13 protein-coding genes are annotated in these 13810 nt (G+C 74.3%); 7 read left to right on the plus strand and 6 right to left on the minus strand.

Annotated features, from left to right (window positions below):
- Window positions 1-2 precede the first annotated feature (2 nt).
- Together H9640_RS03010 and H9640_RS03015 are read right to left on the minus strand one after the other, a co-directional pair.
- Window positions 3-2378: an ATP-dependent DNA helicase RecG gene (locus tag H9640_RS03010; RefSeq protein WP_191789259.1), complete on the minus strand. Its 2376-nt coding sequence runs from the start codon at window positions 2376-2378 to the stop codon at window positions 3-5.
- The gene (locus H9640_RS03015; RefSeq protein ID WP_191789260.1) at window positions 2375-4132 is read right to left on the minus strand and encodes a DAK2 domain-containing protein; all 1758 of its coding nucleotides are present in this window, start codon (window positions 4130-4132) and stop codon (window positions 2375-2377) included. The genes H9640_RS03010 and H9640_RS03015 overlap by 4 nt, the downstream gene beginning before the upstream one ends.
- A 292-nt stretch (window positions 4133-4424) precedes the next feature.
- On the opposite strand from H9640_RS03015, the gene rpmB reads away from it, so the two are divergent.
- Window positions 4425-4616 (plus strand): 50S ribosomal protein L28, encoded by a 192-nt coding sequence (rpmB, locus tag H9640_RS03020; RefSeq protein ID WP_030150850.1) that lies wholly within the window; start codon window positions 4425-4427, stop codon window positions 4614-4616.
- Between the two features lie 74 nt (window positions 4617-4690).
- Here the strand turns inward: rpmB and H9640_RS03025 are convergent, their stop codons facing one another.
- Complete coding sequence (locus tag H9640_RS03025; protein WP_191789261.1) at window positions 4691-5305, minus strand: helix-turn-helix domain-containing protein; 615 nt, start codon at window positions 5303-5305, stop codon at window positions 4691-4693.
- Between the two features lie 80 nt (window positions 5306-5385).
- Here H9640_RS03025 and H9640_RS03030 point away from each other — a divergent pair, with 80 nt between their 5' ends.
- Both H9640_RS03030 and H9640_RS03035 read left to right on the plus strand, forming a co-directional pair.
- Window positions 5386-6423: an NAD(P)/FAD-dependent oxidoreductase gene (locus H9640_RS03030; RefSeq protein WP_191789262.1), complete on the plus strand. Its 1038-nt coding sequence runs from the start codon at window positions 5386-5388 to the stop codon at window positions 6421-6423.
- Window positions 6424-6572: 149 nt separating this feature from the next.
- On the plus strand, window positions 6573-7091 hold the full coding sequence (locus tag H9640_RS03035; RefSeq protein WP_191789263.1) for a GNAT family N-acetyltransferase: 519 nt from the start codon (window positions 6573-6575) through the stop codon (window positions 7089-7091).
- A 98-nt stretch (window positions 7092-7189) separates the two neighbouring features.
- Here H9640_RS03035 and H9640_RS03040 read toward each other — a convergent pair whose 3' ends face one another.
- Window positions 7190-8257 (minus strand): thiamine-phosphate kinase, encoded by a 1068-nt coding sequence (locus tag H9640_RS03040; protein ID WP_191789264.1) that lies wholly within the window; start codon window positions 8255-8257, stop codon window positions 7190-7192.
- Window positions 8258-8310: 53 nt separating this feature from the next.
- Here H9640_RS03040 and H9640_RS03045 point away from each other — a divergent pair, with 53 nt between their 5' ends.
- Window positions 8311-8802, plus strand: coding sequence for a DUF3515 domain-containing protein (locus H9640_RS03045; RefSeq protein WP_307824027.1), 492 nt, complete (start codon window positions 8311-8313; stop codon window positions 8800-8802).
- Window positions 8803-8856: 54 nt separating this feature from the next.
- Here the strand turns inward: H9640_RS03045 and H9640_RS03050 are convergent, their stop codons facing one another.
- Window positions 8857-9996 carry a D-alanine--D-alanine ligase family protein gene (locus H9640_RS03050; RefSeq protein WP_191789265.1) on the minus strand — a complete coding sequence of 380 codons (1140 nt, stop codon included), beginning with the start codon at window positions 9994-9996 and terminating at the stop codon, window positions 8857-8859.
- A 97-nt stretch (window positions 9997-10093) separates the two neighbouring features.
- Between H9640_RS03050 and H9640_RS03055 the strand changes: the two genes are divergently transcribed.
- Window positions 10094-11266 carry an acyl-CoA dehydrogenase family protein gene (locus tag H9640_RS03055; protein ID WP_191789266.1) on the plus strand — a complete coding sequence of 391 codons (1173 nt, stop codon included), beginning with the start codon at window positions 10094-10096 and terminating at the stop codon, window positions 11264-11266.
- Window positions 11267-11335: 69 nt separating this feature from the next.
- On the plus strand, window positions 11336-12496 hold the full coding sequence (locus tag H9640_RS03060; protein WP_191789267.1) for a trans-sulfuration enzyme family protein: 1161 nt from the start codon (window positions 11336-11338) through the stop codon (window positions 12494-12496).
- On the opposite strand, the gene H9640_RS03065 is transcribed toward H9640_RS03060, so the two are convergent.
- Window positions 12493-12858 (minus strand): DUF6191 domain-containing protein, encoded by a 366-nt coding sequence (locus H9640_RS03065; protein WP_191789268.1) that lies wholly within the window; start codon window positions 12856-12858, stop codon window positions 12493-12495. The two genes, H9640_RS03060 and H9640_RS03065, sit on opposite strands and share 4 nt — an antisense overlap.
- A gap of 243 nt (window positions 12859-13101) precedes the next feature.
- Between H9640_RS03065 and H9640_RS03070 the strand changes: the two genes are divergently transcribed.
- A complete protein-coding gene (locus H9640_RS03070; protein ID WP_191789269.1) occupies window positions 13102-13794 on the plus strand; it encodes an AMIN-like domain-containing (lipo)protein in 693 nt (230 codons plus the stop codon).
- Window positions 13795-13810: the final 16 nt, after the last annotated feature.

The following is a 13810-nucleotide window of genomic DNA, read 5'->3' on the forward strand; positions in this document are numbered from 1 at the left end:
CGTCACGCCCGTTCCAGGAACTCCTCGCGCTCGGGGTCGAGCTGGCTCGCGATCGCGGCGCGCAACTCGGGGTGCCCCGCCAGGTCCGGGTCGGCCGCGATCACCTCGGCCGCGTCGGCGCGTGCCTGCTCGATCACCGCGACGTCCTTGACGACGCGCAGCAGCCGCAGCGAGCTCGCCCTGCCGGACTGGGCCGCGCCCAGCACGTCGCCCTCGCTGCGCAGCTCGAGGTCCACGGTCGCGAGGCGGAAGCCGTCGGTCGTCTCGGCCATGGTCTCGACGCGGACGGCCGCGGGGGTGCCGGGCTCGACGGTCGAGACCAGCAGGCACAGCCCCGGCGCCGCCCCTCGGCCCACGCGGCCACGGAGCTGGTGGAGCTGCGAGAGGCCGAAGCGGTCGGCGTCGAACACGACCATGACGGTGGCCTCGGGGACGTCCACGCCGACCTCGACGACTGTCGTGGAGACGAGCACCTGGACCGCCCCGGACGCGAAGTCGGCCATGACCTTCTCCTTGTCCGCGGGCGCCATCTGCCCGTGCAGGACCCCGACGGCGAGCCCACGCAGCGCGGGCACGCTCGCGAGCTCCTCGGCGACCTCGAGCACCGCGCGCAGCGGTGGGCGGTCGGAGCCGGTGGCGCTCTCGTCGAGGTCGAGGAAGTCGGGCACCTCGTCGAAGTCGTCGGTCCGCTTCTTCTTCTTCGCGGTGGCGCGCGCTCCGTCGTCAGCACCCGGGTCGGCCGCAGGCTCGTCGGGGTGGATCCGTGCGCACACCACGTAGGCGCGGTGGCCCGCGTCGACCTCCTCGCGCACGCGCTGCCACGTCCGGTTCATCCAGGCCTCGTTGTCCGCGGGGACGACGTGCGTCGTGATGCCCGCGCGTCCGGCCGGGATCTCGGTGAGCGAGGACGTCTCGAGGTCGCCGAACACGGTCATCGCGACCGTGCGCGGGATGGGCGTCGCGGTCATGACGAGCAGGTGCGGGCTCGTGCGGGCCTTGGCGCGCAGCGCGTCGCGCTGCTCGACGCCGAACCGGTGCTGCTCGTCGACCACGACGAGGCCGAGGTCCGCGAACTGCACGTTCTCGCTCAGCAGCGCGTGGGTCCCGACGACGATCCCCGCCCGGCCGCTCGCCGCGTCGAGCAGCGCGCCCTTCTTGGCCGCGGCGCCCATGGACCCCGTGAGGAGCGCGACGCGCGTGCCGTGGTCCGCCCCTCCCAGCATGCCCTCCTCCGCGAGCGGCCCCAGCAGGGTCCGCAGGGTGCGGGCGTGCTGCGAGGCGAGCACCTCGGTGGGCGCCAGGAGCGCGGCCTGCCCTCCGGCGTCGACCACCTGGAGCATCGCGCGCAGCGCGACGACCGTCTTGCCCGAGCCCACCTCGCCCTGGAGCAGGCGCTGCATGGGCCGCGAGCGCGCGAGCTCGCCGGAGATCTCCTCGCCGATCTCGCGCTGGCCGGCCGTGAGCGTGAACGGCAGGGACGCGTCGAAGTCCGCGAGCGCGCTGGGCTCGCCCGGTGCGCGCAGCGGCCGGGCCGTCGCCTCCTCGGCCTCGGCCCGCGCGCGTCGCTGGGCGAGCGCCGCCTGGAGGACGAACGCCTCCTCGTAGCGCAGCCGGTCGCGGCCGTGCTGCCACTGGCGCGTGTCGAACGGCTCGTGGACGTCCTTGAGCGCCGCGTGCCGCGACCCGAACCCGCGGGCCTCACGGACGGCGGGCGGCAGCGGGTCCGGCACCTCGTCCTCGGTCAGCGGGTCGAGGACCTGACGGACGGCCTTCTGGATGCGCCAGCTCGGGATCGAGGCGCTCGCCGGGTAGAGCGGGATGGGGCGGCGCGCCTCGATGAGGGCCGACTCCTCGTCGTCGGCGTCGACCCCGATGACGAGGTAGTCCGGGTGCGTGAGCTGGCGGGCCCCCCGGTAGGCGCTCACGACTCCCGTGAACAGGCCCGTGCGGCCGGGCTGGAGACGGCTCTCGTGCGTCCGCAGAGCGCCCGTGCCCTTGGCGAAGAACGTCAGCGACAGGCGGTGGACGCCGTCGGTGACCTCGGCCTGGAGCATGGCTCCGCCGCGAGAACGCATGGCCCGCACGGTCGCCTGGACGACCCGCGCCATGATCGTGACGTGCTCGCCCAGCACCAGGCCGCCGAGGTCGGTGAGCTTGCCCGGGTCGCCGTACCGGCGCGGGTAGTGCCCGAGCAGGTCGCCCGTGGTCTCGAGGCCCAGCTTGGCGAGGGCGCCCGCCGAGCGTGGGCCGAGGACCTTGGTCAGGGGTTCGGCGAATCGGTCGACCGGCCCGGTCACCAGGTCGCCCGCGAGGCGTCGCGTGCCCGTCAGGTGGTCTGCGTCCGCCCCCGGGGCGGCGGCACGAGGGTCGCTGCTCATTCTGCTCCCAGCTCCAGGTCGGCGTGGTCGCGTCCGGAGTCGAGGACGACGACCTCGATGCCCGGGACGCACTGACGGGCGATGCCCGCGACGACGTCGACCACGACCGGGTCGACCCAGCGTCCCGGCAGGACGGTCAGCACCTCGTCGTCGGTGCGGAGGAGGCCTTCGAGCGCGGGTCGCACGAGCGTCCCGTCCGCGGGCACCTGGACCGCGCGGACCTCCTCGAGGGTCGCCTTCATGAGGGCGACGGCGTCGGCGGCGGCGGAGCCCAGGGTCGCCGCCGCGAGCGCGGCCACGACGTGCAGGTCGGTGGGGGCGTCGAGCACCTCGATGCCGCGCAGGTCGCCGGCTCCCTGGCCGACGAGCCCCTCGGCCTCGCGCGCGGCGTCGGCCGCGCCCGCGCTCCCGGGCAGGACCGCGACGGTGCGCGCACCGGTGTCCACGGCCACGCGGAGCACCTCGCCCGGGGTCGGCGCGTGGTCGGTCGCGAGGAGGACGACGGCACCGCTGCGGGCCAGGTCCGGCACGAGGCCGGGGGCCGACGTGATCGCGACGACGCCGTGCTCGGGCACCTCGCCCGATGTCGGGAGCGCGTGCCCGTGCAGGCTGCCCCGCGCTGCGACCTGCGTCGCGAGGTGACGCACGCACACCTGGCGCAGCCGGGCTCCCCGGGCACCGCCGGCCGCGGCCCGGGCGGCCTGGACGGCGCGCGCGGGGTCGTCGGTGTGCACGTGCGCCTGCCAGACGCCCTCCCCCACGACCACGACCGAGTCGCCGACCTGCGCGAGAGCCGCCCGTAGCGCGTCGGCGAGCGGCGGCGTCGCGGGGGCCGGAGCGTCGGTGCCGTCGGTGCCGTCGGTGCCGTCGACCACGAGCATGACCTCGAACTCACCGTCGATCCCGACGGGCGCGTGCTCGCCGGGCGCTGCGCCCGCCACGGGCACGACGACGCCGCTCGCCTGCGCGGTCGTCCTGCCCACGAGGGCCGTGCCGGGTGCGGGCACCGACGTGACGTCGGTCACGTCGTCGACGCCGGTCGTCCCACTCGTCATGCGGGCCATCGTGCCGTCGGCCACCGACAGCGCGCCCCTCGTGCCGAGCCCGAGACCGGGGCCGTCGTCGACGGCTCCCAGCGCGTGGCACAGCGCGTCGAGGACGAGCACGAGCCCGAAGGCCCCGGCGTCGAGCACGCCCGCGCGGGACAGGACGTCGAGCTCTCGGGGGCTGCGCAGCATCGCCTCGTGCGCTCCCGCGCGCGCCGCGCGCACGACGCCGCTCAGGTCTGCCCCGGCCTCCGCCGCGGCACGGGCCGCGACGGCAGCCCCGTCGGCCGCGGTGAGGATCGTGCCGGGGACCGGGACCGCGACGGCCGCGTAGGACGAGCGGGCCGCGGCCTCGAGCCGGGTCGCGACCCGCAGGGAGCCCACGGGCTCGTCGGCCACGGTGGTCGCGCCCGCGAAGCCGCGCAGGTACTCGCTGAGGATCACGCCCGAGTTGCCGCGGGCCCCGATCAGGGCGCCCCGCGCGAAGGCGAGCAGCACGGTGTCGACGGGCGCGCCGTCGGGCACCTCGCCCACGGCCCGTGCGCCCTCGGTGACGGTCAGGAAGAGGTTGGTCCCCGTGTCCGCGTCGGCGACGGGGAAGACGTTCGCGCGGTCGATGCGCGCCCGGGCCTCGCCCAGCGCCCGGACCGTCTCCGCCACCCACGTCCGCACCACCGCGGGCTCGATGTGCTCCGTGCCGTCCGTCACGCTCGTGGGGCTCCTTCGTGGGGGTCGGGCACGCGAGGGTGCCGAACCCCCGCAGAGCCTGCGATACTTACCGGACCACCGTAGTCCGCCCCGCGCGCTGCACCACGCACGCTCTCGGGGTCGGTTTGGGGTGGAGGGTGGCTATCGGCTACCCTATGGAGGTTGCCCGGACAGATCCGGGCGACCACGGACGTTCCCCGGCACGCGCTGGTTCGGAGCGTTCACCCCACAGACCATTCACTACGTCGCCGCTGTCCTTTCGCGGAGGCGTGCACGACGATCAGGAGAAATCGTGGCTGCCAACTGCGAAGTCTGCGGCAAGGGCCCGAGCTTCGGGCACAGCATCTCGCACTCGCACATCCGTACGAAGCGTCGCTGGAACCCGAACATCCAGCGCGTCCGTGCGATCGTCTCGGGTACCCCGAAGCGTCTCAACGTGTGCACCTCGTGCCTGAAGGCCGGCAAGGTCGTCCGTCACGTCTGAGCCTTCCCGCTCGTTCGCCGAAAGCCCGTCAGGACTCGTCCTGGCGGGCTTTCGCGTTCCCGGGAACTCCCGGATCAATCGGCGCGACGCTGCTTGGGCCGAGCCCGGAAGTGCGCTCTCTCCCCCTGGGGGCCGTGCAGGACGAGGAGCTCGACCGGGTGCTCGTCGGCGTTGAGGATCGCGTGCGGGGTGCGGGTGTCGAACTCCGCGGCCTCGCCCTCCCCGAGCACCAGGTCGTGCTCACCGAGCAGGAGCCGCAGCCGCCCGCCCAGGACGTACAGCCACTCGTAGCCCTCGTGCACCTTGGTCTCCGGCAGCACGTCCGAGGTTCGTCCGTGCAGGACCTGCTTGTAGGCCTGGACCCCTCCCGGCCGGCGGGACAGCGGCAGGATCGTCGAGTCGCCCCTCTTGACGGGCCGCGCGTGGATGCGTGGGTCCCCCGTGGGCGGGGCGCCGACGAGCTCGTCGAGCGGGACCTCGTGCTCGCGGGCGAGGGGCAGCAACAGCTCGAGCGTGGGGCGTCGCCCCCCGGACTCCAGCCGGGACAGGGTGCTCACGGAGATGCCCGTGCGGTCGGAGAGGTCGACGAGGGTCAGCTGGCGCCGCTGGCGCAGCGCGCGCAGCCGGGGCCCGACGGCTTCTAGGGCTGCGGCGAAGGGGTCGTCCGATGCGTCCGCTGGTGCGTCCATGCACCTGAGTTTGCCACTCCGGCAACAGGAATTGCCACCGGGGACGCCGTGCATCGATGCTCGACGAGGAGGTGGTCCCCATGACCCGCACGAGCACGACACCCGCCACGGGTGAGATCCCGCACACCGACAGCACTCCCGGCGTCTACGACGTGATCGTCGTCGGAGGCGGCGCGGCCGGGCTCAGCGGAGCCCTGACGCTCGCCCGCGCCCGGCGCAGCGTCCTGGTCGTCGACGCGGGCCGCCCCCGCAACGCACCGGCCGCGCACATGCACGGCTACCTGTCGCGCGACGGCGAGAACCCCGCCGCGCTCCTGGCCGCAGGACGCGGGGAGGTCACGGCATACGGCGGTCGCATCACGCAGGGCACGGTCGAGGCGGCGACCCCGCTGCCGGACGGCGGGTTCGAGGTCCGGCTCGAGGACGGGAGGGACCTGCGCGCCCGTCAGCTGCTCGTCACGACCGGCCTCGTCGACGAGCTGCCCGCGGTGCCCGGGGTCGCCGAGCGCTGGGGCAAGGACGTCCTGCACTGCCCGTACTGCCACGGCTGGGAGGTGCGCGACCAGGCCGTGGGCATCCTCGCCACGAGCCCGATGGCGCTCCACCAGGCCCAGATGTGGCGCCAGTGGACCGACGACGTGACGCTCTTCCTCCACGGGTCGCCCGCGCCCGACGCGACGACCCGCGCCGCGCTCGACGCCCGCGGCGTCAGGGTCGTCGACGCCCTGGTCGAGGCCCTGGACGTCCAGGACGACGCGCTGCACGGCGTACGACTGGTGTCCGGCGAGGTCGTGCCGTGCGCCGCGCTCGTGGTCGCACCCCGCTTCACGGCCCGGTCCGCGGTCCTGGAGTCCCTGGGGATCGAGACCGCGGAGCAGGTCGTCGACGGCACCGTGGTCGGGACGTACGTGCCCTCCGACCCGATGGGAGCGACCACGCTGCCCGGGGTCCGGGTCGCCGGCAACGTCACGAACATCATGGCGCAGGTCGTCGCCGCCGCCCCGGGCGGGGTCCCCGCCGCGGCGGCGCCCCACCGCGCCCCGATAGCCCACGCCGTCCGACGGGCCGTCGTCCCAGGCGCCCTCGACGGTCCGCAGGCGGCAACCGCCAAAGGCTGAGAGGATCGGTGGACGACGGACCGCGAGGGGCGACGCCGACGACCGCGTCACCCCTCGTCGAAGCCGACATCACATCCCCTTGGGGAGATTTGCTGAAGATCCGGACAAAGAGGGTTGGCGGATCTCCACGGAAGTGGCAGGATTTGGTCATGGTGACGGAACTCAACGAGGTAACGATCCGCACGGCGACACCGCAGGACGCGGCATCGATCGCCCAGGTGCACATCGCGTCCTGGCGCGGGGCCTACGCCGGGATCGTCCCCGACGAGTACCTGGCCTCTCTCGACCACGACCAGCGTGAGGCGGCCTGGACCTCGAACCTCACGAGCTCGGGCGCCGACATCCTGCTCGCCGAGGCCGACGGGCGGGCCCTGGGATTCGCCAGCATCGGTCCGGCCCGCGACGAGGACGCCGACGACGGCGACCTCGAGATCTACGCCATCTACCTCGACCCCGAGGCCTGGGGCCGCGGCGTGGCACGTGACCTGATGCGGACCATGCTCGGCAAGGTCCCCCCGCGCACCCCTGTGTCCCTGTGGGTGCTCAAGGACAACGACCGCGCCCAGCACTTCTACCGTCGTCACGGGTTCGCCCCGGACGGGGTCGAGCGACGCGACGACATCGGTGGTCGCGACCTGACCCAGGTGCGGTACCGCCGCAGGTCCTGACCGCGGCCGACCCGCCCGCACCCGCGCTCCCGTCGAGGGGGTCACCCCGCGTGGGGTGACCCCCTCGCCCTCGTCCAGCGGCTCAGCGGCTCAGCGGCTCAGCCCCGGAAGTGGTCCCACCCGACGCCGCCCCGCGGCGCGGCCCCGTCGACCGTGACTGCCGGACGCACGTCCGGCCCCGGTCGTCCCGCAGCCACCACGCGCCCGACCGCCCGGAAGGCCGCCGGGAGGACCGTCCCCGCAGGGAAGGTCGCGAGCAGCCCGTGGTCCTCCCCGCCCGTCAGGACCCAGTCGCGGGCCATCGCCGCCGGGTCGCCCGACCCCGCGTCCGCCGCGGCGGACGGCCACTCCCCGGGCGGGCGGCGACCCGTGGCCGAGCTCACGGCGGACGCCGCCCGGGCGAGCCGTGCGAGGTCCGCCGCGAACGCGTCGAGGGCCAGGTCGATCACGACTCCGCTCGCGCGCGCGACGCGTCCCGCGTCCCGCAGCAGGCCGTCGGACAGGTCCAGCATCGCGGTCGCCCCGGCGTCGGCTGCCGCGGTCCCCGCGGCGAGCGGCGGCTCGGGTCGCAGGTACGCGTCGACCAGCTCCCGGTCCACGTCCCCCAGGTCGTGGTCGAGCAGGGCGAGCCCCGCGGCGGACCACCCCCTCCGCCCGGCGTGCGCGACGACGTCGGACACCTGGGCGCCCGAGCGCAGGACCGGCGCTCGCCCGCCCAGGTCCCCGTGGACCGTGACCGCGACGACCACGTCGTCGCCGCTCGACAGGTCTCCCCCGACGACGGCCGCACCGCTCGGTGCGCACGCCGCGGCGAGGCCGCGCGCGAGGCCCGTGACCCACTCGACGGGCAGGTGCCCCGGGATCACGAGCGAGACCACGAGCGACGTGGGCCGCGCACCCATGGCCGCGACGTCGGCGAGGTTCTGCATCGCGGCGCGCCACCCGACGTCGTACCCCGTGGACCACTCCGGGCGGAAGTGGCGACGCTCGACCAGGACGTCCGTCGAGACGACGAAGCGGCCGTCGGGCGCGCTCACGACGGCCGAGTCGTCGCCGGGACCCACGAGGGTCGCCTCGCCCGTCGGCAGGAGCGGGAAGATCGCCGCGAGCAGCTCCTCCTCCGAGGTCTCGCGCACCAGGGTCGGGTTCTCGTTCGGATCGGTCACGGCGCCACCTTACGCGGGACCGGCGCACCCGCTGGAGCGGCTACCGTTGGAGGGTGCTGAACGCCCCTCGTACCCCTGCCCGACGCCGGACGCTCACCGGGATCCTGCTGGTCGCCGTCGCCGCGGGCCTCGGTGCCTGTGCACCGACCATCGGTGTCCCGGTCGCGGACGACGCCGCGGACCCGAAGTGCGCCGAGGTCGTCCTCGCGGTCCCCGACGAGCTCGGTGGCCTGCCCAAGATCAAGACCGACAGCCAGGCCACCGCCGCCTGGGGCGAGCCCGGTGCGGCCGTGACGCTGCGCTGCGGCGTGACCCCGCCCGAGCCCACCACGGTCGGATGCATGGGCGTGCCGAGCACCGCGGGCAGCGTCGACTGGATCGTCACCGACGACGGCAAGAACACCTGGACGTTCGTGACCTACGGCCGCGACCCCGCGGTGGAGGTCCAGATCCCGCCGAAGGTGCAGCAGACCCAGTCCACGTCCTTCGTGTCCGACCTCAACCGCGCGGTGTCCAAGGTCGAGCAGACGCGCTACTGCATGTGAGTCGCGCGGCCCGGGCGGGCGCCGTGCTGGGTGCGGCGCCGGCCGGGGCCCGGCTCAGCGCAGCCCGGTCGGGCGCTGCAGCGCGAGCTGGATGAGCTCGTCGATCAGCTCCGGGTACGTGATGCCGGACTTCTCCCACATGCGCGGGTACATCGAGAACGGCGTGAAGCCCGGCATCGTGTTGATCTCGTTGACGATGACCTGGCCGTCGGTCGTCACGAACACGTCGACGCGCGAGAGCCCCTCGGCGCCCACGGCCTCGAACGTGCGGACCGCGATGTCGCGGACCTCGTCGACGAGGTGCGGCGGCAGGTCGGCCGGGCAGCTCAGCTCGACGCCCGCCTCGTCGAGGTACTTGGCCTCGAAGTCGTAGAAGTCGTGGTGCGCGTCGGTCACGACGATCTCGCCAGGCAGCGACGCCCGCGGGCGCTCGCCCTCGCGCCCACCGAGGACCGCGCACTCGATCTCGCGGCCCACGACGCCGGCCTCGACCAGGACCTTGGGGTCGTGGCGCCGCGCCTCGGCGATCGCCGCGGGCAGGTCCGCGAGGTCGTCGACCTTGGTGATCCCGAGGCTCGACCCGGCGCGGGCGGGCTTGACGAACACGGGCAGGCCCAGGCCCGCGACCGTCTCGGTCCAGGCGGCCGGGTTGCGGTCCCACTCCCCCGGGCGGATGACCGTGTACGGCGCGATGGGCAGGCCCTGGCCCGCGAGGACGAGCTTCATGAACTGCTTGTCCATGCCCACGGCCGACGCGAGCACGCCCGCGCCCACGTAGGGCACGTCGGCGAGCTCGAGCAGGCCCTGGAGCGTGCCGTCCTCGCCGAACGGACCGTGGAGCAGCGGGAAGACGACGTCGACCTCGCCCAGCTCGCGCGGGAACTCGCCCGGCTCCAGGACGCGCAGCGCACGCTGCCCCACCGCGAGCGGCAGCAGCACCTCGCCGCCCGTCGCCGTGACCTCCGGCAGGTTGCCGGGCGTGATCTCCCAGCGCTCGGGCTCGTCGGCCGCGAGGACCCACTGCCCCGCCTTGGTGATCCCGACGGGGATGACCTCGTAGCGCTCGCGGTCGATCGCGCGCATCACGCCACCCGCGGTGGCGCACGAGATCACGTGCTCGCCGGAGCGTCCGCCGAAGAGGATGAGGACGCGCGTCTTGCGCGCGGGAGCACTGGGTTCTGGCTGGCTGGACATCGCCGACGACCCTACCGGAACCGCGTGCGACAGCGTGAACAGGAACGGGGGCAGACGAGGCGCCCGGGAGGTGGACGGGCGGTGGTAGAACGGGGGCATGACCTCTCCGCTGCTGACCGACGACCTGCTCGACCGCATCCGCTCGCGCGCCGCGACCTACGACCGGGAGAACTCGTTCTTCACCGAGGACTTCGAGGAGCTGACCGCGGCCGGCTACCTGAAGGCGTTCGTGCCCGTCGCGATGGGAGGCCCGGGACTGGGCCTGCGCGACGTCGCGCACGAGCAGGTCCGCCTCGCGGGCGCTGCGCCCGCGACCGCGCTCGCCGTGAACATGCACCACGTCTGGACCGGCGTCGCGCGCTACCTGTACGAGCGCGGGGACCACTCGCTCGACTTCGTCCTGGAGGAGGCCGCGCGCGGCGAGGTCTTCGCGTTCGGCTACTCCGAGCCGGGCAACGACCTGGTGCTCTTCGGGTCCCGGACGCAGGCCCGCCCCGACGGCGAGGGCGGCTACTCGTTCCACGGCCGGAAGATCTTCACGTCCCTGTCCCCCGCGTGGACGCGGCTGGGCGTGCTCGGGATCGAGACGGCCACCGAGGACGGCCCCACGCTGGAGGGCGACCCGCGACTCGTGCACGCGTTCGTGACGCGCGAGGGCGGCGGCGTCGACGTGCTCGACGACTGGGACACGGTCGGCATGCGCGCGAGCCAGAGCCGCACGACCATGCTCGTGGGCGCGCACGCCCCGGCCGACCGGGTCGTGCGGCGGTTGGCCCCCGGACCCTCGACCGACCCGCTCGTGCTCGCGATCTTCACGACGTTCGAGATCCTCCTCGCGTCGGTGTACACGGGCATCGGCCGGCGCGCCCTCGAGCTCGCCGTCGAGAACGCCCACCGACGTACCTCGATGAAGAGCGGCGGCAGGCCGCTGTCGCAGGACCCCGACATCCGCTGGCGCGTCGCCGACGCGGGCATCGCGATGGACGGGATCTACCCGCAGATCGACCAGCTCGCAGGAGAGATCGACGCCCTCGTGGACCGTGGCGCGGGCTGGTTCACCGCGGTCGCGGGCCTCAAGGTGCGCGCCACCGAGACCGCGCGCGTCGTCGTCGACCAGGCGATCCGGGTGTCCGGCGGGTCGTCCTACTTCGCGTCCTCCGAGCTCGGGAGGCTCTACCGCGACGTTCTCGCGGGCATCTTCCACCCGTCCGACGACGAGTCCGCGCACTCGACGTTCGCGAGCGCGCTGCTGGGGCCGCTCGAGGACTGAGGCGACTCTCTCTCCCACCTGGCGGTTGCCCGCGGCACCCACCCGACCGCCAGGCGTAATCTCACCCCCATGACGACCGAGCCCACCGTCCACCGCGCCCCGCTGTCCCCCGCCACGATCGCGGTCGCTGCGGGACGCCCGCCGCGCGAGCAGGGCGGGCCGGTCAACCCGCCCGTGGTCCTGTCCTCGACGTACGTGTCACGCGGCGTGCAGCAACCCGGCGAGCTGCTCTACACGCGCATGGACACCGAGACGTGGCACCCGTTCGAGGAGGCCCTGGCCACCCTCGAGGGGGCCTCGGAGCCGGGCATCGTGTTCAGCAGCGGCATGGCGGCCGTCGCGGCGGTCTTCTCGTTCGTCCCGGCGGGCGGCAAGGTCGTCCTGCCCCGGCACGCCTACCAGGTCACGCTGGGGTTCGCCGACGACCTCGCGGCCCGGCACGGGGTCGAGGTCGTCCGGGTCGACGTCGCCGACACCGACCAGGTGCTCGCCGCGATCGGCGGGGCGGACCTGCTCCTGCTCGAGTCCCCGACCAACCCCATGCTCGAGGTCGCGGACCTGCCCGTGCTCCTGGCCGCGGCACGCGAGCAGGGCGTGCTCACGGCGGTCGACAACACCTTCGCGACCCCGCTCGGGCAGCAGCCGCTCACCCTGGGTGCGGACGTCGTCGTGCACTCGGTGACCAAGTACCTCGCGGGGCACTCCGACGTCGTGCTCGGGGCCGTCGTCACGAACGACCCGGACCTGGCCACGAAGGTCCGTGCCTACCGGACCCTGCACGGCGCGATCGCCGGGCCGTGGGAGGTGTGGCTCGCGCTGCGCGGGCTGCGCACGCTCGCGCTGCGCGTCGAGCGTGCGCAGGCCAACGCCGCCGAGATCGCCCGGCGCCTGGACGAGCACCCGCTCGTCGAGGAGGTCCGCCACCCGAGCCTCCCGACGGACCCTGGCCACGAGCGTGCGGCCCGCACCATGAACGGCTTCGGGTCGATCCTCGGGCTGCGCCCCCGAGGCGGTCGCGAGGCCGCCGACGCGCTCGTCGAGGCCGTCGAGCTCTGGGTCCCGGCGACGAGCCTGGGCGGGGTCGAGTCGAGCCTCGAGCGCCGGAGGCGGTTCGCGACCGAGTCCCACACGGTCCCCGAGGACCTGCTGCGCCTGAGCGTCGGCATCGAGGACGTCGAGGACCTGTGGGCGGACCTCGACCAGGCCCTGCGCGCGGCGGTCCGCGGCTAGCGCGCGGCGGCCGCCCCCTCGACGACCTGCGGCTCGGCGGGCCGCGGCTCGTACACGTCCGCGCTGAAGACGACGACCCCCGACTCGAGGTCCACGTCGATCGGCGGCGCGGTGGACGGCGCCTGCGCGATGTCGAGCCGCTGACGCTCCTTCTCCTCGGTCAGGTGGACCCGGCTCGGCTGGAAGACGTCGACGAGCTCGCCGAACGCGCCGACCCCGGCGCTCTCGCCCGACCCTCGCCCGTCCCCGAGCTGCCGGTCCCTGGAGCGCCCGCTCACCATGCGCTCGATCGCGACGAACGCGACGACCACGAGCACGACGACGAAGAGGAGCGGCCCGCCCGCACTGCTGATCCACGGCATGCAGCCACCGTAGGGCGGACGGGCGACCCTGTCATCCCTCGTGCGAGGGAGCGGTCGCTCGTCACCACCGGCGAGCGGGCGCCGCAGGTCGTCGTCGTCGCGCGGCGGCGGGGGCGGGGGCGCCGCTCGTGAGGCGCTCGTTCCCCGATCGAGACCTGTCCTCCCTGCATCCGTGACCCGATCGGCCTAGGCTCGAAGGTCACCCGGGAGCGTCTCCCGGTGAGAACTTCCAGGAGGCAACTGATGAACGGCACGACCCGACGACTCCGGCCCGCAGCACTCTCCACCGGGGTCGTGGCTGCCCTCCTCGCGCTGACGGCCTGCTCGGGCGCGGGGACCGACGACGAGACCACGGGGGCCGCCCCGTCGCCGTCGGTCTCGTCCCCGGCCCCCGGCCCCACCGCGAGCCAGTCCCCCGCCGCTCCCGCGGGCCCCACGTCGACGCCCACGGGATCCACCGACGACGACAGCTCGACGGACGCGCCCGCGTTCCCCGCGAACACCGAGGTGGACCTCGCCGACGCGTCCCCCGGCGCCGCCCTGACGGTCACCGACATCAGGATCGGGCGCCACGACGGCTTCGACCGCGTGGTGTACGAGATGGGTGGGACGGGCACGCCGGGCTGGCGGGTCGAGTACGTCCCGCAGGCGAACGAGGACGGCAGCGGCAAGGTCGTGCCGGTCGACGGTGACGGGACGCTCTCTGTCTCGATCTCGGGCTCGGGCTACCCCGCGGACACGGGCGTCACCGAGTTCGACGCCCCGTCGACCCTGAGGGGCGCCGGGACGGACGAGGTCGAGGAGGTCGTCTTCCTCGGGGTCTTCGAGGGGTACGCGCAGTCGTTCGTCGGGACGGACGAGGTCAGCCCGTTCCGGGTCTACGCCCTGACCGACCCGACGCGGGTCGTGGTCGAGGTGCGCAACGACGACGTGTGACGGCTGCCGGGGGGGG

It is taken from the genome of Oerskovia gallyi (genome assembly GCF_014836745.1).
Taxonomy (GTDB): domain Bacteria; phylum Actinomycetota; class Actinomycetes; order Actinomycetales; family Cellulomonadaceae; genus Oerskovia; species Oerskovia paurometabola.